This is a genomic window from Streptomyces sp. A0642 (assembly GCF_004795105.1).
GTDB lineage: Bacteria > Actinomycetota > Actinomycetes > Streptomycetales > Streptomycetaceae > Streptomyces.
The window spans coordinates 13,845-35,796 of record NZ_SSBL01000037.1 but is presented as its reverse complement, the minus strand read 5'-3'; the positions used below and the strand labels follow the sequence as shown (position 1 = coordinate 35,796).

Genomic DNA, 21,952 nt, shown 5'->3' with positions numbered 1-21,952 from the left:
GGGCGCGGGTGCGCGCACCCGCGCCCCGTCACGCGTCCGTGCGGATCACGACGGCGAGGGTCCGCGGGCCGTGCACGCCCTCGACCCGTTCGAGTTCGATGTCGGACGTGGCCGAGGGTCCGCTGATCAGCGTCGTCGGCCGCTCCGGCACCAGTCGGGCCACCGCCTCGGGTACGCCCACCTCCACGCTCGACAGATCGACGACGCAGACGTGGAGGTCCGGCACCAGGGACAGCGCCCGCCGGCCCTGGTCGGGCGAACCGTCCAGGAAGATGGTGCCGGTCTCGGCGCAGCCGACGGCCGAGGCGGTGACGACCCCGTCCAGGGCGTCGAGCAGCGGTGCGGGGATGCCGGCGGCGTCCTGCTGGACCTCGCCGTCGTAGGCGGTGAGCCATTGCGGGTCGAGGCCGGCGGGCACTCCGATCCGGCGGGCTCCGCGCGCCCGGAGCACGTCGGCGACGACTTCGGCGGTGCGGTCGGCGGTGCAGGGATGGACCTGTGCCTTGTAGTCGACGAGCCGGTCGGTGAACAGCGCGAGGCGCTCCTCGTCGGGGAGCGTGCGCCCGGTGCGGTAGGCACGCGGGATCGGCGTGGCGGCGGCGGGTGCCAGGGCCAGGGCGTCCCGGACACGGCCGAGCACGGTTTCGCGGGCGGTCGTCACTTCTCCTCCTCCTGCTGCTGGTTGTCCGCGTACGCGTCGGCGGCTGCGCGCATCGTCGCCGCGCCGTCGGCCGAGGCCAGCCAGGAGCGGAAGGTCTCCTTGGGCGGGGCGGGCGTGTCGCGGCTGTCGCTCCAGCCGCTGAACGGCGGGGGCAGCTGCGAGAGCTTCCCGTCCCGTCCGGCGGCGACACGGCCGAGTCCCGCCGCCTTCTGCGCGGCCGAGAACAGCTTCGGCCTCTTCATCACTCCGGCCGCCGCCTTCATGGCGAGCTTCTCCGCCGTGGTGCCGGACTGCTCGGTGTACTGGTGGCGGAGCTCGACGAGCAGCGAGGGGATGTCGATCTTGACGGGGCAGGCGTCGAAGCAGGCGCCACACAGGGTGGAGGCGTACGGCAGCGAGCTGTTGGGATCGTCCTTGGCGGCGTGCATGCCGGCGAGCTGGGGGGTGAGTACGGCGCCGATCGGTCCGGGGTACGTCGATCCGTAGGCGTGGCCGCCCGCGCGTTCGTACACCGGGCAGACGTTGAGACAGGCCGAGCAACGGATGCAGTTGAGGGCCTCGCGGCCGATCCTGTCGGCGAGCGCCGCGGTACGCCCGTTGTCGAGGAGCACCAGATGGAAGGTCTGCGGTCCGTCGCCGGGGGTGACGCCGGTCCACATCGAGGTGTACGGGTTCATCCGCTCGCCGGTGGAGGAGCGCGGCAGCAACTGGAGGAAGACCTCCAGGTCCTGGTAGCGCGGCAGCACCTTCTCGATGCCCATGACCGTGATCAGCGTTTCGGGCAGGGTCAGGCACATGCGGCCGTTGCCCTCCGACTCGACGACGGAGAGCGTGCCGGTCTCCGCGATGCCGAAGTTGGCCCCGGAGACGGCGACCTTCGTCGTCATGAACTTCTCGCGCAGATAGGCGCGGGCCGCGGCCGCGAGATGCGCGGGAACGTTGTCCAGCGACGGGTCCACCCCCGGGATCTCCTTGAGGAAGATCTCCCGGATCTCGTCGCGGTTGCGGTGGATGGCGGGCACGAGGATGTGCGAGGGCCTGTCGTGCGCGAGCTGCACGATGAGTTCGGCGAGGTCCGTCTCGTGCGGGGTGATGCCGAGGGATTCGAGGTGCTCGTTGAGGCCGATCTCCTGGGTGGCCATCGACTTGACCTTGATGACCTCCTTGCTGCCCGTCTCCTCGATCAGTCGCGCGACGATCTCGTTGGCCTCGCCGCCGTCCCGGGCCCAGTGGACGGTGCCGCCCCGTTCGGTGACCTTGCGCTCCAGCTCCTCCAGGAGCTCGGGGAGCCGGTTCATGGTGTGGGTCTTGATCGCCGATCCCGCGTCGCGCAGTTCCTCCCAGTCGGGCAGCTCGCCGGTGACGTTCAGGCGTTTGGCGCGGATCGTGTGGGTGGCCTTGCCGAGGTTGCGACGCAGTTGGGCGTTGCCGAGGTCGTCGTGGGCGGCCTCGGGGAACTTCCGGTCGCCGCGCAGATTGCCGGTCCCGTACGGGGAGCGGGGCGGGGTCGCGGGCATGCCGAGAAAGGTGCTGCTCATCGGGCGGCCTCCGTCAGGACGTGCGGCGAGGTGCGGGTGGAGGAGAGGATCTGGGCCAGGTGCAGGGTGCGGGCGCCGGACGTGATCCTGGACAGCCCTCCGCCGATGTGCATCAGGCAGGACGAGTCGCCGGCGGTGCACACGGCGGCGTCGGTGGTGGCGATGTTGCGCATCTTGTCCTGGAGCATCGCGGTCGACGTGTCGGCGTTCTTCACGGCGAAGGTGCCGCCGAATCCGCAGCAGGCGTCCGCCTCGGGCAGCTCGACCAGGTCGATCGAGTCGACGGCCCGCAGCAGCCGCAGCGGTTTGTCGCCCACCCGCAGCATGCGCAGGGAGTGGCAGGTGGGGTGGTAGGTGACGCGGTGCGGGAAGTAGGCGCCGACGTCGGTGGCGTCCAGTACGTCGACGAGGAACTCGGACAGCTCGTACGTCTTCGCCTTCACCGTGGCGACTCCCGCGCGCAGGGCCGCGTCCCCGTAGCGCTCGGCGACGATCTCGTGCTGGTGGCGGACCGAGCCGGCGCAGGAGGCCGACGGCATGACGACGGCGTCGAGGGAGGCGTCACCGAACTGCTCGGCGAAGTTGCGCACGAGGGGGACGGGTTCGCGCTGGTAGCCGGTGTTGACGTGCATCTGTCCGCAGCAGGTCTGTCCCGGCGGGAACACCACGTCATGGCCCAGGCGGGCCAGCAGCACCGCGGTGGATTTCACCGCCTCCGGGAAGAGCGTGTCTCCCAGGCAGGTGGCGAAGAGTCCGATGCGCATGGGTCTCCCCCGTCAATTCTCAGCGTGGTGTTCCAGAGGTAATGTTCGTGCGTTCTATGGTCTGACCATACTACGGCCGTGCTGGTGCGGGAACGAGAACGGCACCGGCGAACGGGTGGCCCCGGCTCCGCCCACGCAAAAGCCGTCACGGCGCCCCCGGGCGGGGTTCCGTGACGGCGGGGCCGGGTTCGGTACAGGTCAGATGAGGGTCTTCTCGTCGACCAGCTTCCCGTGCAGTCCCCGGATGTGCGCCTCGACCACATCGGCGGCACGCGGACCCTCGCCCGCCCGCACGAGGCGGAGCAGCTCGGCGTGGTCCGCGTTGAGGGCGGCGGCGGTGGCGGGCCAGTCCTCGGCCGCCTCCAGGGCGCGGAGGATGAGCGGGCGGACCGACTCCCGTACGGCGGACGTCAGCGTGGAGGTCAGTTCGTTGCCGGAACTGCGGGCGATCCGGACGTGGAAGCGGGTGTCCAGGTCGTTGAACTCGGACACGTCGACATCCGGCTCCCCCATCCGTACGACCAGGGCCTCGGCCTCGCCCAGGTCCTCCTCCAAGGCGTGCCGCGCGGCGGCCTCGAAGCTGGACCGCTCCAGGACGACGCGCGCTTCCAGCATGTCCTCCAAGCTGTAACTGCCGAGTGCGAAATGCAGCCTGAGCAGCCGTCCGAGCGCGTCGTCGGGGTTGCGGACGATGCGCGCCCCGGCATCCGGCCCCCGGCCCGGCTGGGCCACCAGGACGCCGATGGTCTCCAGGACCCGCAGCGCCTCCCGCAGGGCCGACCGGCTGACGCCGAGGACCGGGGCGAGTTCCCGTTCGGGCGGCAGGCGGTCGCCGGCCTTGAGGTCACCGGCCAACACGCGCTGCTCAATGGTCTGGAGCACCAGTTCATGCGTCCGCGACTGCCGTACGGGCTGCCATTCCGCGGGCATCCGCCACCCCCTGCCCCGGCCGGAGCCGTTCCGTCGCCGACCGCTCTTTCCGAATCTCCCCACTATGTCACACAGGGCATGTGGTCGGACCAGAAGACCGGGCAGGCGCCGGCTCCGCCCCCTAGTACGTCACCACCACCCGGCGGGCCACCCCGTCCACGCGCACACGGCCGCCGAACGGGATGATCACCTGCGGGTCCGTGTGACCGAAGTCGACATCGAAGACCGCCATGGTCTCGGGGGCGTACTCGCGCAGAGCCCGCAGCACCGCCTCCCGCTGCCGTTCCCGGTACAACTGCCCGGCTGCGGCGTCGAAGGGCTGCGCGAAGGACCAGTTCTTGGCCCGCCCCATCAGCAGCGCCGGGAACCGGCGAAGGAGTCCGCGCTCGCCCATACTCCGCAGGATCCAGTACACCTCGTCGGCGCTCGGCATGTCCTCAGACGTTTCGAGGAACAGCACCCGGCCCTCGTACTCGGCGGCCGGGCGGATCCCCCGGCCGGCCATGAGCAGCCAGGACAGGATCTCCAGATTGCCGCCCCAGCCGGCCCCCTCGACGACCCGCCCGGCGTTGTGCCAGGTCCAGCCGTCGGCGGGCAGCATCGCGGGTTCCTGCTCGAAGGTGCGCGGATCCTCCCAGGGGCTGTTGACGCTGCCGGTCTCCTTCGCCGGGGTCAACTCCCACTCCCCTCGGGTGAAGAGCGCCGCCCGCAGCGACTCGGCCGTCAACGGGTGCATGGCGCCGGGGCGGCCCCACTCCACCATCACCGATCCACCGTGGTAGCCGACGATGCCGAGGTTGTCGAGGAACACCAGCAGATTGGTGTTGTCGCTGTAGCCGAAGAACGGCTTGGGGTGGGTGCGCAGCAGTTCGCCGTCCAGATGCGGCAGCACGGTGATCTGGTCGTCCCCGCCGATGCTGGAGATGACCGCCTTGATCGCCGGGTCGGCGAAGGCCGCGTGGAGGTCGGCGGCCCGCTCCTGCGGAGTGGAGCCCATCTTCCGGGTCGTCGGGTACTCCACGGGATCGAGCCCGAAGTCCTCACGGAGCCTGCGCAGGCCCAGTTCGTAAGGCAGCGGGAGGATGCCCGGAAGCCCGGACGAGGGGGACAGTACGGCGACGCGGTCGCCTGGCCGGGGTTTGGTGGGGTACTGGGGTGCCGTCATCCGAGGACCCTACGCGGGAGCCCGGGAGCCGTCCTCCCGATATCCGGCGGCAGGTCACGACGGACCGGCGGGCGTTCCCTGATGGAAGTACAGCCGCCAGTGCGCATCCGACCGCCGCCAGAGCGAACTGCGCCTGACGCGAAGGCCGTTGTTTTCGGAGACGTAGGTCAGATGGACGAGGCCGGGGCCCAGCAGCACACCGGACATCTCGGTGGCGGCGGCCGGCTCGGGGGCGTTCTCGTCCACGGCGGACGTGACGGCCAGGATCGACGTCCTGTCGTACCTCCGCCCGGAGGCGCCGAACTCGGTGAACTCCGGGTCGAGGAGCCGGGTCACCGCGTCGGGCGAGGCCCGCACGCCCGGGTCGAGCAGCCTCAGTTCGCCCTCGACGGCCGCCCGCACGGACCGTTCCTCCTCGTTGCTCACGCTCATGCCTGGACCCTAGGCGAAGACCGCCGGACAGGCACGGCCCGCTTCCTCCGCCCCGCCAGGTGAGGAAGGTGGCAGAACGGCTTCCGGCGCGCGATACCGGCGTCCGTCCGCTCATCCGATTCATAGGATTCTCACGCAACCCGGCTACGGTGGCTGCCGTGACGCAGACGAGCCCGCCCGGCTGGCATCCAGACCCCGGGTACACAGGATTTGGTCCCATCCAGGAACGCTGGTGGGACGGCACTCGGTGGACCGATCAGCTCCGCGTACCGCCGGCCGCGCGCCGCAGCCGCCGCATACGCATCGGCGCCGGCATCACCGCGGCCGTGGTGGTCCTCGCCGCCATCGGCGGCGGTGTGTACGTGCTGACGGACGACTCCGGCAGGACCGGGAACACCGCGGCGGCCCCGTCCGCCTCGCCGTCCCCCGATACCAGCCGCCGGCCCGGTGCGCCGGGCGGCAGCGGGGGCAAGGGCGGCGGCGGGACGCCCGAGCAGAAGCGGCCCGGGACCGAGGACGGCTACGCGACGGACATGGCCAGCGGCATCAGCATCCCGGTCCCCGACGGCTGGACCGGCGAGTCGGGCATGGGCGCCGGGGTGACCACGGGGACGTACGCCTGCCCCGGGGACAGCGGGGAGAAGTGCGTGCGCGGCGGAGTGTTCTCCGCGCCGGCCGAGGCGCTGAAGCTGACCACCAGGACCGCGAAGGCCACGGCCGAGAAGGACATCGCGGCCAATGCCGAGGAGTCGTACGGCGAGAAGATATACGGCGGCATCACCTCGCACGAGCAGCTGAAGTCCGAGGCGGTCACGGTGGCCGGCCAGCAGGGCTACCGGGTGCGCTGGAAGGTGGTCACGAAGAACGGCGACGACGGGTACGTGGAGTCGCTGGCGTTCCCCTCGCCGCACGCCGAGGACATGCTGGTCGTCGTACGTTCCGGCTTCGACATCAACGCCAAGGCGCCCGGCCTGTCCGTGCTGGACGACATCACCGAGGGCATCAAGGCCGCCTCGGGCACCGGCTCCGGTCCGGGTACCGACGCATGACCCGGACGGCCCGGGTGAGTACCCGGGCCGTCCGGACTGAGTACGCCACCCGATCCCACGCCGGGCCGCCGCTGCTGGAATGACGTCATGGCACCCGACGCGCCCCGCCCCCGCCTGCGGCAGATGACCAGCACCGGCACCACGCTGGCCGTCACCTTCGCCCCCCTGGTGATCGGGGTCCTGCTGGCCCGCACCACCCTGGCCCTGGACCCGCTGACGCCGGTGAACGCGCTGATCACCCGTACCGGCCACGGGCCGGGCGTCTCCCCCGCCGAGTGGCGCGGCTGCGGCCGGAGCGCGCTGCGACGGTGCGGGGCGCTGACCCCCCGGACCCGGCGCGGCGTCCGCCGCGCGGCGGACGCGGTCCGGGGCATCGCCCGGCCGGGCCGGTAGCACCAGGTCCCGGGGCGCGTCCCCGGGGGCCGAGAAGCCCGAGCCCGGGACCGGAGGCCGGACGCGGAAAAGCGGTTCCCCCGCCCGTATGCCGTTCCCTAGACTCACCACGACATCGCCCGCCGGTCCTACGACACGGCGCGCACCGTGACCATGAGGGGAGACGTGCCGTGCGCTACCGCACCGCTGTCGTCGTTCCCCCGTCGCGGTACGAGGTGATCCTGGTGTCCACCTCCGCCCGGCGCCGGCTGCGCGGCCGGCCCCGGACACCCGCGACGAACACCTGGTCCCCTTCCGCCTTCTGACGGACCGTCCACCCGGGGGCGCCACCGCGCGCCCCGCCATGGACGGCCAGGGCTCCGCGGCTCCGTGAACAGCCGCTCGTCCGGGCATCGCGCCGTCTTCTTCCGGATCATCCGAAAGGCCACGGACCGTGCGTACCGAACTGCACCGTCAACCCACCAGCGCGCTCAGCGCCGTTCGCAATCTGGGCATCCTCGCCCACGTGGACGCCGGCAAGACCACCGTCACCGAGCGGATCCTCTACGCCACCGGCACCACCCACAAGCGCGGGGAGGTTCACGACGGGACGACCATCACCGACTTCGACTCCCAGGAACGCGACCGCGGCATCACCATCTTCGCCGCCGCCGTGAGTTGTACGTGGGCGGGCCACCGGATCAACCTGATCGACACCCCGGGGCACGTCGACTTCGCCGACGAGGTGGAGCGTTCGCTGCGGGTGCTCGACGGCGCGATCGCCGTGTTCGACGCGGTGGCCGGGGTGGAACCGCAGAGCGAGTCGGTGTGGCGCCAGGCCGACCGGCACGCCGTGCCCCGCATCGCGTTCGTCAACAAGCTCGACCGGGCCGGCGCCGATCTCGACACGGCGGTCGCGTCGATCCGGGAGCGGCTGCACACGGTCCCGCTCGTGGTCCAGCTCCCGATCGGCCGGGAGGAAGGGTTCGCCGGAGTGGTGGATCTGCTCCGCATGCGGGCGCTCGTCTGGGCCGACGGCCGCGACGCGTACGAGGAAGGGGAGGTGCCCGATGAACTGCGGGACGAGGCTCAGCGGCGCCGGCGGCGGCTGGAGGAGGCGGTCGCCGAGCTCCACCCGGGGGCGCTGGAGGAGTTCTGCGCGCGGTCGGAGCTCTCCGAGCGGACACTCTCCGGGGCGCTGCGCGACCTGACCCGTACAGGCGAGGGTGTCGTGGTGCTGTGCGGTTCGGCGTACCGCAACCGGGGCACCGAGCCGCTGCTGGAGGCCGTCGTGGACTATCTCCCCTCCCCGCTGGACGTGCCACCCGTACGGGGCACGGCCGGCGACGCGGTGCAGGAGCGGGCCGCCGATCCGGCGGCGCCGTTCGCCGCGCTCGCGTTCAAGGTGAACGCGACCGCGACGGGCCGGCTGACCTATCTGCGGGTGTACTCGGGAACGGTCCGGAAGGGGGAGACGGTGCTCGACGTCGGCGCCCGGCGCAGCGAACGCATCGGCCGGATCCTGCGGGTCCGGGCGGACCGGCACGTCGACGTCGACGCGGCGGTGGCCGGGGACATCGTCGCGGTCATCGGCCCCAAGGCCGCCCGGGCCGGCGCCACGCTGAGCGCGCCGGACGCACCGCTGGTCCTCGAACCGCCGACGGTGGCCGATCCGGTCGTGTCGGTGGCGGTCGAGGCCCGCCGGAGCACCGACACGGAACGGCTGATGGCCGCACTCGTACGGCTGGTCGAGGAGGATCCGTCGCTCGCGGTGCGGACGGACCCGGAGACGGGTCAGACCGTGCTCTCGGGGATGGGCGAACTGCATCTGGAGGTGGCCGCGGAGAAGATCCGCCGCGCCCACGGGCTGGAGGTCAGGGTCGGGCGGCCGCAGGTCGCCTACCGGGAGACTGTCGCCCGCGGCGTTTCCGGTCTGGTGTACCGGCACGTCAAACAGGACGGCGGGGCCGGGCAGTTCGCCCATGTGGTCATCGACGTCGAACCGTGGGAGGCCACCGGTGACGAGGCGGCGGAGTTCGTCTTCCGCTCGGCGGTCGTCGGCGGCCGGGTTCCTCAGGAGTACGTCCGTGCGGTCGAGGCCGGCTGCCGGGACGCGCTGCTGGAGGGCCCCCTCGGCGGACACCCGGTGACCGGGGTGCGGGTGACGCTGACCGATGGCGCCACCCATCCGAAGGACTCTTCGGAGATGGCGTTCCGCACCGCCGGGCGGTTCGCGCTGCGTGAGGGGCTGCGCGCCAGCGCGATGGTGCTGCTGGAGCCGGTGGTCGAGCTCACGGCGACGGTGCCCGACGAGGCCGTCGGCGGGGTGCTCGGCGATCTGGCGGCGCGGCGCGGCCGGGTGTCCGGCTCCACCGCGCGCAGCGGCGCGGCGGTGATCACCGCGACCGTGCCGCTGGGCGAGCTGTTCGGCTACGCGACCCGGCTGCGCAGCCGGACGCAGGGCCGGGGCACGTTCACCACCCGGGCCACGGGCTATGCCCCGGCCCCGGTGTCCGGCGCGGCGCCGGCCCGTTAGCGCCGAGGCAGGGCCGGTCCCACCCGTCAGGGGGCGGGACCGGCCCTGCCTCTGTCAGGGAGTGCCGGATCAGTGAACCGGTACGGGGTACGTCGGGTACTCCACCCCGGAGACGTGCTGCACGACCCGGATGACCTGGCAGGAGTAGCCGAACTCGTTGTCGTACCAGAGGTAGAGGATCGCGTTGTCACCGTCGACCTGAGTGGGGCCCGCGTCGACGATGGAGGCGTGGCGTGAGCCGATGAAGTCGCTCGACACCGCGTCGGGGGCGGTGGTGAAGTCGATCTGGCGCTTGAGCGGCGAGGTCAGCGACACGTCGCGCAGGTACTCCAGGACCTCGTCGCGCGTGGTCTCGCGGCCGAGCTTCAGGCTGAGCATGGCGATCGAGACGTCCGGTACCGGCACCCGGATGGAGCTGCCCGTGATCGTCGCTTTCAGATCGGGGAGCGCCTTGGCGACGGCGGAGGCGGCGCCGGTCTCGGTGATGACCATGTTCAGCGGCGCGGAGCGGCCGCGACGGTCGGAGCTGTGGTAGTTGTCCAGCAGGTTCTGGTCGTTGGTGAACGAGTGGATGGTCTCCACATGGCCGCGCAGGACGCCGTACTCGTCCGCCATCGCCTTCAGCGGCGGGACGATCGCGTTGGTGGTGCAGGAGGCGCAGGAGATGATCTGCTCGTCGGGCTTGATCATGTCGTGGTTGACGCCGTGCACGACGTTGAGGACGTCGCCCTTGCCGGGCGCGGTCAGGACGACCTTGTCGATGCCCGGGCGGAGGTGGCGGGAGAGGCCCTCGCGGTCGCGCCACTTGCCGGTGTTGTCGATCAGGATGGCGTCGTTGATGCCGTACGCCGTGTAGTCCACCGACGCCGGGTCGTCGGAGTAGATCACCTGGATCTCGTTGCCGTTGGCGATGATCTTGTTGTTCGCCTCGTCCACGGTGATCGTGCCCTGGAACTGCCCGTGGATGGAGTCCCGGCGCAGCAGCGAGGCGCGCTTGACGATGTCCTGGCCCGCACCCTTGCGGACGACGATGGCGCGCAGCCGCAGCCCGTTGCCGGAGCCGGCCTTCTCGATGAGCAGTCGCGCCAGCAGGCGGCCGATGCGGCCGAAGCCGTACAGCACGACATCGCGGGATTCACGGCGCTCGATCTTGTTGGCACCGGTGGCACCGGCGACGGCGCCGGCGGTGAACTCCGCCTCCGAAAGGCCCCGGTCATCGGCCTTGTACGTCGCGGCGAGCATGCCGATGTCGATCTGCGAGGGGCCGAGATCGAGCGTGGTGAGGGCCTGGAGGAAGGGCAGGGTCTCGGTGACCGAGAGCTCCTCGCCGTCGATCTGCCGGGCGAATCGGTGGGTCTTGAGGATGCTCACCACCGACTTGTTCACCAGGGAGCGGCTGTGCAGAAGGACGGTGACGTCCCTCTCGCGGTGCAGCTTCCCGATGATCGGGATCATCGACTCCGCGATCTCCTCGCGGTGCATCCAATTGGTGAACGAGTCGTCATTGACAGTCACAGGTTTATCTTTCGAGCTAGGCGGCGCTCATATGGTAACCCGACGCTCTTTTGATCATGTCAACGGTGTCCCCCACCGGCTGGGAGAGGACACCGCGGCGATGTGCCGGGCGTCCGGCCGAAGCCCGGACGGGTTCACACGGCGGACACGAAGCCGTCATGAAGAATCCGGAATGCGCGGCCAACTGCCCGCGGTTTTCCCTGACATGACTGTGGGAGTAGCGCTCAGCGCGACCGGATCCGACAACCAGATCGACGCCACCGTGCAGCTCGCCCGGGAGGCCGCCGCCGCGGGGCTGCGGTCCGCCTGGTTCGGACAGACCTTCGGGGCCGATTCCCCCCTGCTCGCCGCGATCGTCGGCCGCGAGGTGCCCGGCCTGCAGGTGGGCACGTCCGCCATCCCCGTCTTCGGGCGGCACCCTCTGCTCATCTCCAGCCAGGCCCAGACCGCGCAGGCGGCCACGCACGGCCGCTACCACCTCGGGCTCGCCCTGGGCACGAAGCCGCTGACCGAGACTGCCTTCGGCATCCCGTACGAGCGCCCGATCGCCCGCCTCCGCGAGTTCCTCACCGCACTGCGCCAGCTCACCGAGACCGGCAACGCCGACTTCCACGGCGAGCTGCTCACCGCGACCACTCCCCTCCCCGCCCGCGTGCCCGGGGCGGAGGGCGGTGTTCCGCTGCTCGTGGCCGCGATGGGCCCGCAGGCGCTGCGGGTGAGCGGTGAGCTGGCGGACGGCATCCTCCCCTACCTCGCGGGGCCCCGGACCCTGGACGGGCACATCGTTCCGGCCGTCACCGCCGCGGCCGAGGCCGCGGGCCGCCCCGCGCCCCGGATCGTGGCCCTGGTGCACGGCGTGGTCACCGGCGACCCCGAAGCGGCGCGCCGGACCGCCACGGAGCAGCTGGCGTTCTACGAGCAGTTCCCGTCGTACGCACGGGTCGTGGAACTCTCGGGCGCGGCCCGGGCCGGCGAGGTGGCCGTGATCGGCGACGAGAAGGCGGTCGCGGCCGAGGTGCGGCGCTACCGGGACGCGGGGGCGACCGAGGTGGTCTTCGCGGGGACGGACCTGGCCGGAGAGGCCGACCGGCGTCGTACGTGGGAACTGCTGGGGGAACTCGCGGGCTGAGCCTGCGGCCGCGCGCCGTCCGCGTCATGTCCCGGGTTCATGACGCGGACGTGCGTGGCGTCCGCCGCTCAGGACGCGTCGCTCCTGGAAACTGACCGGTGGACGCGCAGTGCTGCGCGACGCGGTCCGCACCGGCGGCGTGCGCCCCGGGCTGCGTGCGGGAGGGAAGGACGGGGAATGGTCACACGCAGAGCATTCATCGACGGCGTGTCGGCGGCCGGCGCCGCGACGATCCTGGGCGGCGCCCCGCCCGCCTCCGCGGCCACCCGTGCGGGCGCCGCCGTGACGGACGCCGAGCAGAAGGCCCGTGACGCGATCCGAGCGGCCAACGCCGGCATGCGGGCGAACTACGCCGCCCTCAAGTCCGATCTGATCGGTCGACTCAGTCCTGTGATCGTCGTCCAGAACGATGCCACGGGAGGCACCTTCACCCTCATCCGTGAAGGAAGCCCGCGGGAGTCGGTCAGGCCCGTGCCCGAGCTGTTCGAGCTGGCGAAGTCGATCAGCCATGTGCCTCAGGGCATCTTCTCCACCCTTGCCGCCTATCTGAGCGACAAGGTTCCCCACCTCCCCAACGCGGGCCGCATCGACCCCCACGACCTGGACATGGTCGCGTTCGAAGGGCCTCGGACGGACGGCTGGACCGGCCCGCTCCAGGCGTACGCGGCCACGCTCACCACTGCACGCCGGCAGCTCGGGAAGGCCGGTCTGCCGCCCGAGCTGGAAGGCTCCTGCGCGCGGATCCTCGACGAGGCACTCTCGTTCATCCGCGATTCGGTGAGGAGCCGCACCTTCGACATGGCCTCGTTCGAGGAGTTCTCCGCCAGGACGTACCCCGGTATCCGCGTGAACATGCGGTACGCGGCCGCGGCGCAGATCTCCGGCGTGCAGGGTCTCATGCGCAGGTGGCGGGCCGCGATCGGCGAGGAGGCGTGGGAGAACCTGTACACGGTCGTGCTCTCGATCTGGACGACGTCGGAGCTGAACCAGGCCTCGATCATCATCCGGCGTTGCATGAATCCGGCGAAGGCCGCCACCCATCTCATCGACCTGCCGACCGTCGAGGTCCCCCGCGACCCCGTCTTCGTCGCGCTGGACAACCTCGCCCGGATCGTTCAGGACAACGTCTCGGCCGAACTGGTCTTCCCCACCGATCCGGTGGTCGCGGACGCGTTCAAGGGCAAGGAGGACCTGCTCTCCGTCGAAATCCTGGAGCAGATGGGCGAAACGGCCGGGGCAGCACGCATGGCCTCCCCCACGTCGAGGCCATCCGGCTGCCCGATCCGCAAGGAAGAGACTCCGCCTGCCCCGTGACGTCGGTGGTGCCCGGGAAGTCCCCGGGCACCACGGACCGATCACGGGGACGGTCAGTCCACCACGTACAGCTTCTTCGGCCAGCCGAGCTTGTCCAGGCGCTTGAACAGGTCCTTGATGTTGGCCGGGTTGAGCTTGATGCAGCCGTTGGAGTAGTAGTCGTTGGGCTTGCTGTCGGTCCAGCGCTCGGACTCGATGACGCCGTTCGCGCCGTTCGGCTTCATCTCGCTGTGGATGAACAGCTCGGTGCGCTTGGTGCCGTTGTGGCACTTGCGGTCAGAGATCTTGATGACGAAGCCGTTGATCTTGGCGTCGTAGTTCTTGCGGTGCCACTCGATGGCATACGGCTTGCTCGCGCCGGCGTTGGGGAGCCATCCCCTGTTGACGGCGCAGGTGTCCTTCGACTGACCCGAGCCCGCCCGGTAGGTCTTGATCACCTTGTCCTTGCCGGGAGTCCGCTTGACCAGCTCCAGGCGGGAGTTCGTGAACGAACTCTTGTCGAAGCGCAGGTAATGGGCGTCGCTCACCTTGGCGGCGGACGCCTGCGTCCCGGTGCGCGCCTGCGCCGGGGCGGTGGCGCTGAGCCCACTCACGCAGACCGCGGCAAGCGCGAGGGGGACGATGCGTGCGGACCGTGCGTACTTGCGCATGAGAACACTCCTGGGTGCGTGGTCTGGATCGGCTGCTTCGCCTGAGGCGTTCGGCTGTCTTCGCCGGCAGCACAGACACTGCTCGTCCGGGGATCCGTCCGGCAAGGGATTCCCTGTGTCCCGGACAGCCCCTCGTCGTCCGGGCTGGTCAACGCCGTCTTTCGGACAAAGCACAGGCTGCGCGGAGACCTCTTGCCGCCTCCCGGACGGAAGACCAAGGATGAGGACATGACCACCACGGCGAGGGGGGGAGCCATGAACACCACGGGGGGTGTCGATCCCGAACACGCGGACGGGGTCGAGGAGTTCGTCGGCATGATGAAGCGGCTCAAGGAGGTGTCGGGGCTGACGTACCGGCAACTCGAAGAGCGCGCCGAACAAGAGGGGCAGGTCCTGCCGCGCAGCACGATCGCGGACGTACTGCGCAGACAGGCGCTTCCGCGGCCGCAGATGCTGAACGCCTTCGTACGGGCCTGTGGCGCGGGCGCGCACGCCGACGTCTGGCTCCAGGCGCGCAATCGCCTGGCCCGGGGAGAGGGACCGGTGAACCGTTCGGCGGAAGAGGCCCCCGCCACCGAACGCCGTTCCTCCGCCCGCCCGTCCCCGTCGGAGGCCGGCCACGACACGGAGGAGGGTGCGGAACACTCCGCCCCGCGGAGCGGGCCCGGCCCCGGGGCCCCGCCGAAGCGGGCGCGCCCTCGTGCCGCGGCGCCCGGCGTGTGGGTGACGCTGTCCGCCGTACTGCTGGTGGGCCTCGTCTCCTGGCTCGCCCTGCCGGACACTTCGGGCAGGGATCCCGCGGAGAGCGCGCCCTCGTCCCAGGAGCCGGCACCCGGGTGGTACAGCATCCGGCCGGCCCGGGCCACCGGACTGTGCGTGACCGAGGGCCGTGAGCCGGGCGGCGAATCGGTCGCCGTCCAGCGCCCCTGTCCCGGGTCGACACCCCCGTACACCAGACTCGAACCGCTCGGCGGCGGTCGCCTCTTCATCAAGTGGGTGCATCCCGTGCAGGGGTGGGGATGCCTGACCGTCGTCGCCGATGGAATGCTCGCGCCCTGGGACGACTGCCGCAGGGGCAGGACCACCCAGGTGTTCACGTTCGAACGGGTCGACGCGAGCGGGCCGCCCGGCTCGGGCAGTGGGCGGGTCACGCCGTACCGGATACGGTCCGCGAACGACGGGCAGTGCCTCGGCGTCTCCGGTACGGATCCCGGAGCCGTGGTGGTCGCCGGGCCCTGCGCCGAGAGCGCGGCCCAGCGCTTCTTCCTGGCCCCCGGGAGCGAGCCGGCGAAGAGCGAGCTGCCCCCCGCTTCCGGCTGACGGCGTCAGCCGCGTCCCGACCGGCGTTCCCGGCCGGTGCCCGGAACGAGCAAGGGCCGGTGGCGGATTCCTCCGCCACCGGCCCTGACCTGCCACTGTCCGCACCGATAGACGGCCGCCGGCGGGGTCGATGCGGTGCGGCGCACAGCGGGCCGGCGACGCCGGCCCGGCGCCTCCGTACGCTCAGGCGCGGGCGACGGGGCGTCGGGATCCGGCGGGATCGCCTCGGTTCAGGGCGTGGCCAGTTCGCGAACCGCGTGACGCGGACCGAGCCGCCGAGCGCCCGGGTGGCGTGGTTGAAGAGGGCGAACCGGTAACCCATGAAGAACCGCCAGTCGTTGCCCATGGAGAAGTCGGGTCCGAGGCGGGTGAACGTGATGCCGTCGGTGCTGTACGAGAAGGTCCCCGGCCGTGCCGCGCCGGGGCGGATGTCCGCGCTCACGCGCAGCCAGATACGGCCGCCCGAAACGGCCGCTCCGGCGAGCTCGTAGCCGGTTCCGGTGGTGTTCCAGTTGCCGTCCATCGTCAGCCCGCCGACCCGCACCACCCGCGTGGCTCCGCCCTCGCGCTTGACGCCGATCCACGCGGAGGAGTCGCGCAGCAGCGCGAGTCCGGCCCGGTCGCCGTCCCGCATCGCGGAGTGGTCCAGCTCGATCGTGGCGGTGGAGGTGGGGCCCTGGATGCGGTGCGTGAGGGTGTTACGGGCCGCGTACAGGTCGCCGGTGACCGTCGCCGTGCTCAGGGTCAGACCGTTGCCGGCCGACCACTTGGTGTTGTCCGGGTTGTGGTTCCACTCCCATCGCTGGTTGAGGGTGGTGCCGCCGAAGGTGTCGACTCCGGTCATGGGGGCGACCTGACGGGGCGGCGGCGGCACGGCCGGGCTGGGGTAGGAGGCGCCCCACGCCCCGTTCACCAGTTGGACGACGGGCCAGCCGTCCCAGGTCCAGGTGACCGGTGCCAGGACGGGCACCCGGCCGCCGGGGTAGGCGTCGACGAACGCCAGGTAGTACCAGGCGCCGTTCTGCGTCTGCACCAGGCCGCCCTGGTGCGGGACGCCCCCGCCGGGGACCGGCCCGCGCAGATCGAGCAGCACCTGCCGCATCGTGTACGGACCGAACGGGCCGCCGGAGGACTTCAGGATGTACTGCCCGTTGGCCGGGCGGGTCAGGAAGATGTAGTACTGCCCGTTGATCTTGTAGAAGCGGGATCCCTCCAAGGTGCCGACGCTCGACGGGGTCGTGAAGACCTGCTGCGAGCGGACCTGGGTGCGGCCGTCCGGGGAGAGCTGGGCCACATTGATCGTGGTGTTGCCGTAGGCGACGTACAGGCTGTCGTCGCTGTCGACCAGCAGGCCCGCGTCGTAGTACGGCGTACTGATCGTCGTCAGCCGGTTCCACGGCCCCTCGACGGCCTTGGCGGTGTAGATGTACGTCCGGGCGAAATCGATCTGGCCGAGCCAGTAGAACGTCCCGTTGCTGGGACGGTAGGCCAGCGACGACGCCCAGATCCCCCTGACGTAGCCGCGGCCCCCGTTCAGGTCGTACTTGGCGCCGAAGTCCAGGACCGGCACCGCGTGTCCGGCGATCTCCCAGTGCACCAGGTCGTACGAGCGCAGGACGGGCGCGCCCGGCGAGTAGTGCATGGTCGACGCCGAGGCGTAGTAGGTGTTCCCGACGCGGATGACGTCGACGTCCGCGAAGTCCTGCCAGATCACCGGGTTCGCATACTCCCCGGCGGCTGTGAGCTCCGGCCCTCGGGCGGAAGCGGCTGCGGCGCCCGGGGCTGCCGTGAGCGGGAGGGCCGCCCCGGCGGCGAGGCCGGTGGCGGCCGCCAGCGCGCGCCGCCGCGAGACGGGTTGATGAAGCCATGACATAAACATGCGTGGCGTGCTCCTTGCGGCTCGGCCGTTGCGGGGGTGCGACCCGGCGTTGTCCTTGCTGTACGAGTGGAGCCAGGCGGTTTGTTCGGAATATCGAACAAGGGTCGTCATGTCGATCACCTTGGATCATAGGGACCTGACAAAGCCCGTCAAGACTTCCCGCATGATTCGTCGTGACGGTCGAAACATTCGCACGGCGATCGAGGGCCGCGCTGTCCCTCGGAACGGACCGACGGACACCTCGCCGATTCCCGGGCGCGGCGGTTCAGCCAAGGACGTCGAGACCCGTCCTGCGCGACGCGGCCCCCGGGACGACGTGACCACCGAGCCGCCGAGTCCAGCCACGAGCATCGCGCCGCCACGACCTCCGGCACACCGAAGCGACCCGGTTCGCCGACGCCGGAGTCCCCGTACACGCCCCGCGCGGGATCGCCGGTCCTCACAGGGTCCCGAAAACGATCAAGGGCCGGTGTCGGATTTCTCCGACACCGGCCCTGACCTGCGACTGTCTCCAGTCGGGACGACAGGATTTGAACCTGCGACCCCTTGACCCCCAGTCAAGTGCGCTACCAAGCTGCGCCACGTCCCGATACCCGTCTGACCTGGGGTTTCCCCTGGCCGAACGCGCATGAGAACAATACCGCACTTCGACAGATGGTCACGAACGCCTTTTCCGCTTGACCTCAACCATGCTTGACGTTGAACGCTGGGCACATGACGAACACGACGACCGCCGCACCGGGACCCGCCTACCGCGACCTGGCCCGGCTGATGAGCCTGATGACCGGCGACGAAAAGCACGGCCCGGCCGCCACCTCGACCCTCGACGCCCTGTGGGTGCTGTACGACCGGGTCCTGCGCGTGACACCGGAGACCGTCGACGCACCGGACCGGGACCGTTTCCTGCTGTCGAAGGGGCACGGGCCGATGGCCTACTACGCCGTCCTCGCCGCTCAGGGGTTCTTCGGGGAGGACTTGCTGGCCGGCTTCGGCTCGTACGGATCACCGCTCGGCCACCATCCCGACCGGCTGCTGGTTCCCGGCGCCGAGATCGGCAGCGGGTCCCTGGGGCACGGGCTTCCGCTGGCGGTGGGAAGCGTGCTGGGGCTGCGGGCCCAGGGGCTGACCGGCCCGCGGGTGTGGGTGCTCACCGGCGACGCCGAACTGGACGAGGGCAGCAACCACGAGGCGATCGCCTACGCCGGTCCGGCCGGCCTGGAGCAGCTGCACACCGTAGTGATCGACAACGCCTCTGCGACATACGGACGCCCCGGAGGGATCGCCGACCGGTTCAGGACCGCGGGCTGGTCGGTCGAGTCCGTGGACGGGCGGGACCACGAAGCGCTGTACGCGGCCTTCACGGCGCCGCACCCCGGCCGGCCGCATGCCGTCGTCGCCCGGGTCGCGCCCAAGCGCTGAACTCTCTCGCCGCCCGCCTCACCCTCCCCACCAAGAAAGAAGAGGAAGACCCCCATGGACACGATGCGTGACCGTTTCATCTCCACCACCACACGGCTGCTCGACGAGGATCCACGCCTGGCGCTCGTCCTGGCCGAGATCAGCCGCGACGGATTCGGCCGCGCCGAGCGGGACCATCCCGATCGGGTCGTCAACGTCGGCATCCGTGAACAGCTGCTCGTCGGCGCCGGGGCCGGGATGGCGCTCACGGGCATGCGGCCGATCGTGCACACCTTCGCGAGCTTCCTGGTGGAGCGGCCGTTCGAGCAGGTGAAGCTGGACTTCGGACACCAAGGGGTGGGCGGGGTGCTGGTGAGCGCCGGGGCCTCGTACGACTGGCCGGCCGGCGGGTTCACCCACATGGCGCCGGGGGACGTCGCACTCATGGACACGCTGGACGGCTGGACCGTGCACGTGCCGGGACACCCCGACGAGGCGGAGACGCTCCTGCGCGACGCGGCGGCCGGGGAGGGGCGGGTCTATGTGCGCCTGTCGCTCCAGTCCAACGACCGGGCGCGTCCGGTGGGCGGGACGGGCGGCTTCGCCACCGTGCGTGAGGGCACGGGCGGCGTGGTGATCGCCGTCGGACCGATGCTCGACAACGTCCTGGCCGCGACGGAAGGTCTCGACGTGACCGTGCTGTACGCGACCACCGTGCGGCCCTTCGACGACGAAGGGCTGCGCCGGGCGGTCGGCGGCCGGAGCCCCGCCGATGTCGTGCTCGTCGAGCCGTACCTGGCGGGCACCTCGACGGGCGCGGCCAATGACGCGCTCGCCGCCGTCCCCCACCGGATCCTGGGTCTCGGCGTGGCCCGGGAGGAGCTGCGGCGGTACGGGCAGATGGACGAGCACCTCGTGGCGCACGGTCTGGACCCGCGCGGTCTGCGGGAGCGCATCGGCGGGTTCCTGGCGGCCTGAGGCGGCGGACGGGACCCGTCGGCGGCGGGCCGGTTCACGGCGAGGGGCAGGGGTGCGGAGGTGTGACGGCGTCCTGCTGGTGCGGCGCTCAGATGCCGAAGATGTTGTCCTCCCGCTGGTGGATGTGCCCGACGAGCTCCTGCGCCAGGGATTTGATCGTCTCCAGCCCCGCCCGTCCCCACGAGCGGGGCACGACGTCGACGGCGCAGACCGCGCCCAGGGCGATGCCCGTGCGGTCGATGAGCGGCGCCCCGAGGTAGGAGCGGATGCCTATGTCGTCGACGACCGGGTTTCCGGCGAAGCGCGGGTAGTCGCACACGTCCTCCAGGACGAGCGCCTTGCGCCGGACGACGACGTGCGGGCAGTAGCCGTGGTCGAGCGCCACGTACCGCCCTCGGCGACCGCTCCCGGCCGCCGCCGCTCCCAGGTCCGAGCCCTTCCAGGTGCCGGCTGGGGTGTGCAGCCCGGCGTGGAACTGACGGTTGCCGTCGATGAAGTTGACCATCGAGAAGGGTGCCTCGGTCACTTCGGCCACCCTGTCGGCGAAGGCGTCGAAGTTGTCGAACGAGGCGTCGGCCCGCTCCCCCAGGCCGAGGCGGCGCAGCCGCCGGGTCCGGACCGGGGCGTCGCTGTCGACGGGTGTCAGCAGCAGCCGTCCGAGGGCGTGCGGGGTCGTCACGGATGGGCTCCGTAGCTTCCGTGGCCGGTCAGCGGAGCGGGTTCGGCGGTGGCGTTGATGAGGTGCTGGACCAGCGTGACCAGTGCGCCGGTGCCCGAGCTCGCGATGCGGGCGTCGCAGAGGACGACCGGGACCGCGGGGGCGAGGTCGAGGGCCGCCCGCACCTCCTCGGGGCCGTAGCGGAAAGCGCCGTCGAACTCGTTGACGGCCACGATGAATCCGATCCCGCGCCGTTCGAAGAAGTCGACGGCGGCGAAGCACTCCTCCAGTCTCCGGGTGTCGGCGATCACGACCGCTCCCAGCGCGCCCTGGGAGAGTTCGTCCCACATGAACCAGAAGCGCTCCTGCCCGGGGGTTCCGAACAGATAGAGCACGTGCTGCTCGTCCAGCGTGATGCGGCCGAAGTCCATCGCCACGGTGGTGGAGGTCTTGGACTCGATGCCTTCGAGGCTGTCCGTCGCCGCACTGACCTGGGTGAGCAACTCCTCGGTGCTGAGGGGTGCGATCTCGCTGACCGCCCCGACGAACGTCGTCTTGCCCACACCGAAACCGCCCGCCACGAGCACCTTGAGCGCGACGGGGAAGCCCTCGGGGCTGCCGGAGGCCTCCCGGTGTCCGGAGGTGCCGGTGCGGTCGCCGTACCCGGTGCCGTCCGGCGGATCCGCGTATCGGCCGCTGTCCGAACGGCCCCCGTAGCGTCCGCCGTTGGCATGGTCCGCGTAGCCTCCGCTGGCCGCATGGCCCGCGCACCCTCCGCTTCCCGGGGCGTCCGCGTAGCCGACGTGTCCTGGGCTTGCGGTGCCCGCGTACGGCGCGGAGCCGTCGAAGCCGTCAGAGCTGTCGTCGTAAGCCATCGAGCACTGCCTCCAGCAGGGATCGGTCGGTGGGCATGTCATGGAAGGCGGGCGGGTGCGCGGTGACCGCGCCGCAATCGACCAGGTCCGAGAGGAGGACCTTGGTGACCACCGCGGGCAGCCGCAGATGCGCGGCGATCTCGGCCACCGAGGTGGGACCCCCGCACAGCCCGAGCGCCACGGAGTGCTCGGGGCCGAGATGCGTCTGCGGCATGGTCCCGGTGGCCATCACCAGGGAGAGCAGGTCGAGCACGGTCGTGGGACGGGTACGGCCGTTGCTCACGGTGTAGGGGCGGATGAGGCGGCCTGCCGCATCGTCGAGCAGCGGCCCGTCCTGCGTGGCCGGCACGGTCACAGCCCCGCGGCGCCCGGCGCTCCGGCCGCTTGTCTCGTCGGAGTCATCAGATAGGGCCGGACGCTCTTGACCAGCATCGTCATCTCGTAGCCCAGGACGGCGGCGTCGGCGTTCCGCCCGGCGAGGACGGCCAGACAGGTGCCGGAACCGGCCGTGGCCACGAACAGGAGCGTCGAGTCGAGCTCCACCACTACCTGGCGGACCTCTCCGTTGTCCCCGAATCTGGCCCCGGCGCTCCGGCCGAGCGAGTACAGCCCCGCGGCCAGCGCGGCCATGTGGTCGGCGCTGTCGGCATCCATGCCGTGCAGCGACTTCACCAGCCCGTCGGCGGAGAGCAGGACCGCGCTGCGCGTGTACGGCACGCGCTGTACCAGCCCGCTCAGCAGCCAGTCGAGGTCCGAGACCTGACTGGACGGCATATCGGTCGCCATGGC

General features: G+C 71.1%; 21 protein-coding genes, 1 tRNA gene and 1 pseudogene. 9 read left to right on the top strand and 14 right to left on the bottom strand.

Going from position 1 to position 21,952, the window contains the following annotated elements:
- Positions 1 to 28: 28 nt before the first annotated feature.
- The 6 genes from E6R60_RS33850 to E6R60_RS33825 all read right to left on the bottom strand — a co-directional run bounded on the left by E6R60_RS33850 (position 29) and on the right by E6R60_RS33825 (position 5,490).
- Positions 29 to 661 carry an LUD domain-containing protein gene (locus tag E6R60_RS33850; protein WP_136330547.1) on the bottom strand — a complete coding sequence of 211 codons (633 nt, stop codon included), beginning with the start codon at positions 659 to 661 and terminating at the stop codon, positions 29 to 31.
- A complete protein-coding gene (locus E6R60_RS33845; RefSeq protein ID WP_136330546.1) occupies positions 658 to 2,199 on the bottom strand; it encodes a LutB/LldF family L-lactate oxidation iron-sulfur protein in 1,542 nt (513 codons plus the stop codon). Before E6R60_RS33845 ends, E6R60_RS33850 begins: the two co-directional genes overlap by 4 nt.
- Positions 2,196 to 2,963: a (Fe-S)-binding protein gene (locus tag E6R60_RS33840; RefSeq protein WP_136330545.1), complete on the bottom strand. Its 768-nt coding sequence runs from the start codon at positions 2,961 to 2,963 to the stop codon at positions 2,196 to 2,198. Before E6R60_RS33840 ends, E6R60_RS33845 begins: the two co-directional genes overlap by 4 nt.
- A 198-nt stretch (positions 2,964 to 3,161) precedes the next feature.
- Positions 3,162 to 3,893, bottom strand: coding sequence for an FCD domain-containing protein (locus E6R60_RS33835; protein WP_136330544.1), 732 nt, complete (start codon positions 3,891 to 3,893; stop codon positions 3,162 to 3,164).
- A gap of 121 nt (positions 3,894 to 4,014) precedes the next feature.
- Positions 4,015 to 5,058 carry a S66 peptidase family protein gene (locus E6R60_RS33830; RefSeq protein ID WP_136330543.1) on the bottom strand — a complete coding sequence of 348 codons (1,044 nt, stop codon included), beginning with the start codon at positions 5,056 to 5,058 and terminating at the stop codon, positions 4,015 to 4,017.
- Positions 5,059 to 5,112: 54 nt separating this feature from the next.
- Positions 5,113 to 5,490 carry a DUF4440 domain-containing protein gene (locus E6R60_RS33825; protein WP_136330542.1) on the bottom strand — a complete coding sequence of 126 codons (378 nt, stop codon included), beginning with the start codon at positions 5,488 to 5,490 and terminating at the stop codon, positions 5,113 to 5,115.
- A 158-nt stretch (positions 5,491 to 5,648) separates the two neighbouring features.
- On the opposite strand from E6R60_RS33825, the gene E6R60_RS33820 reads away from it, so the two are divergent.
- From E6R60_RS33820 to fusA, 4 genes are all read left to right on the top strand, one after another.
- Positions 5,649 to 6,539, top strand: coding sequence for a DUF2510 domain-containing protein (locus E6R60_RS33820; RefSeq protein WP_136330541.1), 891 nt, complete (start codon positions 5,649 to 5,651; stop codon positions 6,537 to 6,539).
- An 87-nt stretch (positions 6,540 to 6,626) separates the two neighbouring features.
- The gene (locus tag E6R60_RS33815; RefSeq protein WP_240802796.1) at positions 6,627 to 6,932 is read left to right on the top strand and encodes a hypothetical protein; all 306 of its coding nucleotides are present in this window, start codon (positions 6,627 to 6,629) and stop codon (positions 6,930 to 6,932) included.
- Between the two features lie 170 nt (positions 6,933 to 7,102).
- Entirely contained in the window at positions 7,103 to 7,237 is a 135-nt protein-coding gene (locus E6R60_RS37885) for a hypothetical protein (protein WP_276614099.1), read from the top strand.
- A gap of 128 nt (positions 7,238 to 7,365) precedes the next feature.
- On the top strand, positions 7,366 to 9,447 hold the full coding sequence (gene fusA, locus E6R60_RS33810) for an elongation factor G (RefSeq protein WP_136330540.1): 2,082 nt from the start codon (positions 7,366 to 7,368) through the stop codon (positions 9,445 to 9,447).
- A 69-nt stretch (positions 9,448 to 9,516) separates the two neighbouring features.
- Here the strand turns inward: fusA and E6R60_RS33805 are convergent, their stop codons facing one another.
- On the bottom strand, positions 9,517 to 10,962 hold the full coding sequence (locus E6R60_RS33805; protein ID WP_136330539.1) for a glyceraldehyde-3-phosphate dehydrogenase: 1,446 nt from the start codon (positions 10,960 to 10,962) through the stop codon (positions 9,517 to 9,519).
- 205 nt (positions 10,963 to 11,167) lie between these two features.
- Between E6R60_RS33805 and E6R60_RS33800 the strand changes: the two genes are divergently transcribed.
- Both E6R60_RS33800 and E6R60_RS33795 read left to right on the top strand, forming a co-directional pair.
- Positions 11,168 to 12,091: an LLM class F420-dependent oxidoreductase gene (locus tag E6R60_RS33800; protein ID WP_136330538.1), complete on the top strand. Its 924-nt coding sequence runs from the start codon at positions 11,168 to 11,170 to the stop codon at positions 12,089 to 12,091.
- Positions 12,092 to 12,268: 177 nt separating this feature from the next.
- The gene (locus tag E6R60_RS33795; protein ID WP_206309584.1) at positions 12,269 to 13,405 is read left to right on the top strand and encodes a hypothetical protein; all 1,137 of its coding nucleotides are present in this window, start codon (positions 12,269 to 12,271) and stop codon (positions 13,403 to 13,405) included.
- A 53-nt stretch (positions 13,406 to 13,458) separates the two neighbouring features.
- Here E6R60_RS33795 and E6R60_RS33790 read toward each other — a convergent pair whose 3' ends face one another.
- Entirely contained in the window at positions 13,459 to 14,055 is a 597-nt protein-coding gene (locus E6R60_RS33790) for a L,D-transpeptidase (protein WP_136330537.1), read from the bottom strand.
- Positions 14,056 to 14,283: 228 nt separating this feature from the next.
- Here E6R60_RS33790 and E6R60_RS37995 point away from each other — a divergent pair.
- A pseudogene (locus tag E6R60_RS37995) lies at positions 14,284 to 14,532 on the top strand (helix-turn-helix domain-containing protein); the annotation flags it as partial.
- Positions 14,533 to 15,202: 670 nt separating this feature from the next.
- On the opposite strand, the gene E6R60_RS33780 reads toward E6R60_RS37995, so the two are convergent.
- Both E6R60_RS33780 and E6R60_RS33775 read right to left on the bottom strand, forming a co-directional pair.
- Positions 15,203 to 17,254: a glycoside hydrolase 43 family protein gene (locus tag E6R60_RS33780; protein WP_240802795.1), complete on the bottom strand. Its 2,052-nt coding sequence runs from the start codon at positions 17,252 to 17,254 to the stop codon at positions 15,203 to 15,205.
- 515 nt (positions 17,255 to 17,769) lie between these two features.
- Positions 17,770 to 17,843: transfer RNA gene (locus E6R60_RS33775), tRNA-Pro, on the bottom strand.
- 125 nt (positions 17,844 to 17,968) lie between these two features.
- Here E6R60_RS33775 and E6R60_RS33770 point away from each other — a divergent pair.
- Both E6R60_RS33770 and E6R60_RS33765 read left to right on the top strand, forming a co-directional pair.
- Entirely contained in the window at positions 17,969 to 18,673 is a 705-nt protein-coding gene (locus tag E6R60_RS33770; RefSeq protein ID WP_136330535.1) for a transketolase, read from the top strand.
- Positions 18,674 to 18,727: 54 nt separating this feature from the next.
- Positions 18,728 to 19,630 (top strand): transketolase, encoded by a 903-nt coding sequence (locus tag E6R60_RS33765; protein WP_136330534.1) that lies wholly within the window; start codon positions 18,728 to 18,730, stop codon positions 19,628 to 19,630.
- Between the two features lie 88 nt (positions 19,631 to 19,718).
- Here E6R60_RS33765 and E6R60_RS33760 read toward each other — a convergent pair whose 3' ends face one another.
- The 4 genes from E6R60_RS33760 to E6R60_RS33745 all read right to left on the bottom strand — a co-directional run bounded on the left by E6R60_RS33760 (position 19,719) and on the right by E6R60_RS33745 (position 21,949).
- Positions 19,719 to 20,309 (bottom strand): GAF domain-containing protein, encoded by a 591-nt coding sequence (locus E6R60_RS33760; RefSeq protein WP_136330533.1) that lies wholly within the window; start codon positions 20,307 to 20,309, stop codon positions 19,719 to 19,721.
- Positions 20,306 to 20,875 carry an ATP/GTP-binding protein gene (locus E6R60_RS33755; RefSeq protein ID WP_136330568.1) on the bottom strand — a complete coding sequence of 190 codons (570 nt, stop codon included), beginning with the start codon at positions 20,873 to 20,875 and terminating at the stop codon, positions 20,306 to 20,308. The genes E6R60_RS33760 and E6R60_RS33755 overlap by 4 nt, the downstream gene beginning before the upstream one ends.
- Before the next feature lie 265 nt (positions 20,876 to 21,140).
- Entirely contained in the window at positions 21,141 to 21,512 is a 372-nt protein-coding gene (locus tag E6R60_RS33750) for a DUF742 domain-containing protein (RefSeq protein WP_136330532.1), read from the bottom strand.
- A gap of 2 nt (positions 21,513 to 21,514) precedes the next feature.
- Positions 21,515 to 21,949, bottom strand: coding sequence for a roadblock/LC7 domain-containing protein (locus E6R60_RS33745; protein ID WP_136330531.1), 435 nt, complete (start codon positions 21,947 to 21,949; stop codon positions 21,515 to 21,517).
- Positions 21,950 to 21,952 lie beyond the last annotated feature (3 nt).

What these genes read in the sequence shown, in the direction of transcription:
- E6R60_RS33845 (WP_136330546.1), bottom strand. Translation starts at nt 2,199, where the DNA reads ATGAGCAGCACCTTTCTCGGCATGCCCGCGACCCCGCCCCGCTCCCCG.
- E6R60_RS33840 (WP_136330545.1), bottom strand. Translation starts at nt 2,963, where the DNA reads ATGCGCATCGGACTCTTCGCCACCTGCCTGGGAGACACGCTCTTCCCG.
- E6R60_RS33835 (WP_136330544.1), bottom strand. Translation starts at nt 3,893, where the DNA reads ATGCCCGCGGAATGGCAGCCCGTACGGCAGTCGCGGACGCATGAACTG.
- E6R60_RS33830 (WP_136330543.1), bottom strand. Translation starts at nt 5,058, where the DNA reads ATGACGGCACCCCAGTACCCCACCAAACCCCGGCCAGGCGACCGCGTC.
- E6R60_RS33825 (WP_136330542.1), bottom strand. Translation starts at nt 5,490, where the DNA reads ATGAGCGTGAGCAACGAGGAGGAACGGTCCGTGCGGGCGGCCGTCGAG.
- E6R60_RS33815 (WP_240802796.1), top strand. Translation starts at nt 6,627, where the DNA reads ATGGCACCCGACGCGCCCCGCCCCCGCCTGCGGCAGATGACCAGCACC.
- E6R60_RS33800 (WP_136330538.1), top strand. Translation starts at nt 11,168, where the DNA reads ATGACTGTGGGAGTAGCGCTCAGCGCGACCGGATCCGACAACCAGATC.
- E6R60_RS33795 (WP_206309584.1), top strand. Translation starts at nt 12,269, where the DNA reads ATGGTCACACGCAGAGCATTCATCGACGGCGTGTCGGCGGCCGGCGCC.
- E6R60_RS33790 (WP_136330537.1), bottom strand. Translation starts at nt 14,055, where the DNA reads ATGCGCAAGTACGCACGGTCCGCACGCATCGTCCCCCTCGCGCTTGCC.
- E6R60_RS33780 (WP_240802795.1), bottom strand. Translation starts at nt 17,254, where the DNA reads ATGTTTATGTCATGGCTTCATCAACCCGTCTCGCGGCGGCGCGCGCTG.
- E6R60_RS33770 (WP_136330535.1), top strand. Translation starts at nt 17,969, where the DNA reads ATGACGAACACGACGACCGCCGCACCGGGACCCGCCTACCGCGACCTG.
- E6R60_RS33765 (WP_136330534.1), top strand. Translation starts at nt 18,728, where the DNA reads ATGGACACGATGCGTGACCGTTTCATCTCCACCACCACACGGCTGCTC.
- E6R60_RS33745 (WP_136330531.1), bottom strand. Translation starts at nt 21,949, where the DNA reads ATGGCGACCGATATGCCGTCCAGTCAGGTCTCGGACCTCGACTGGCTG.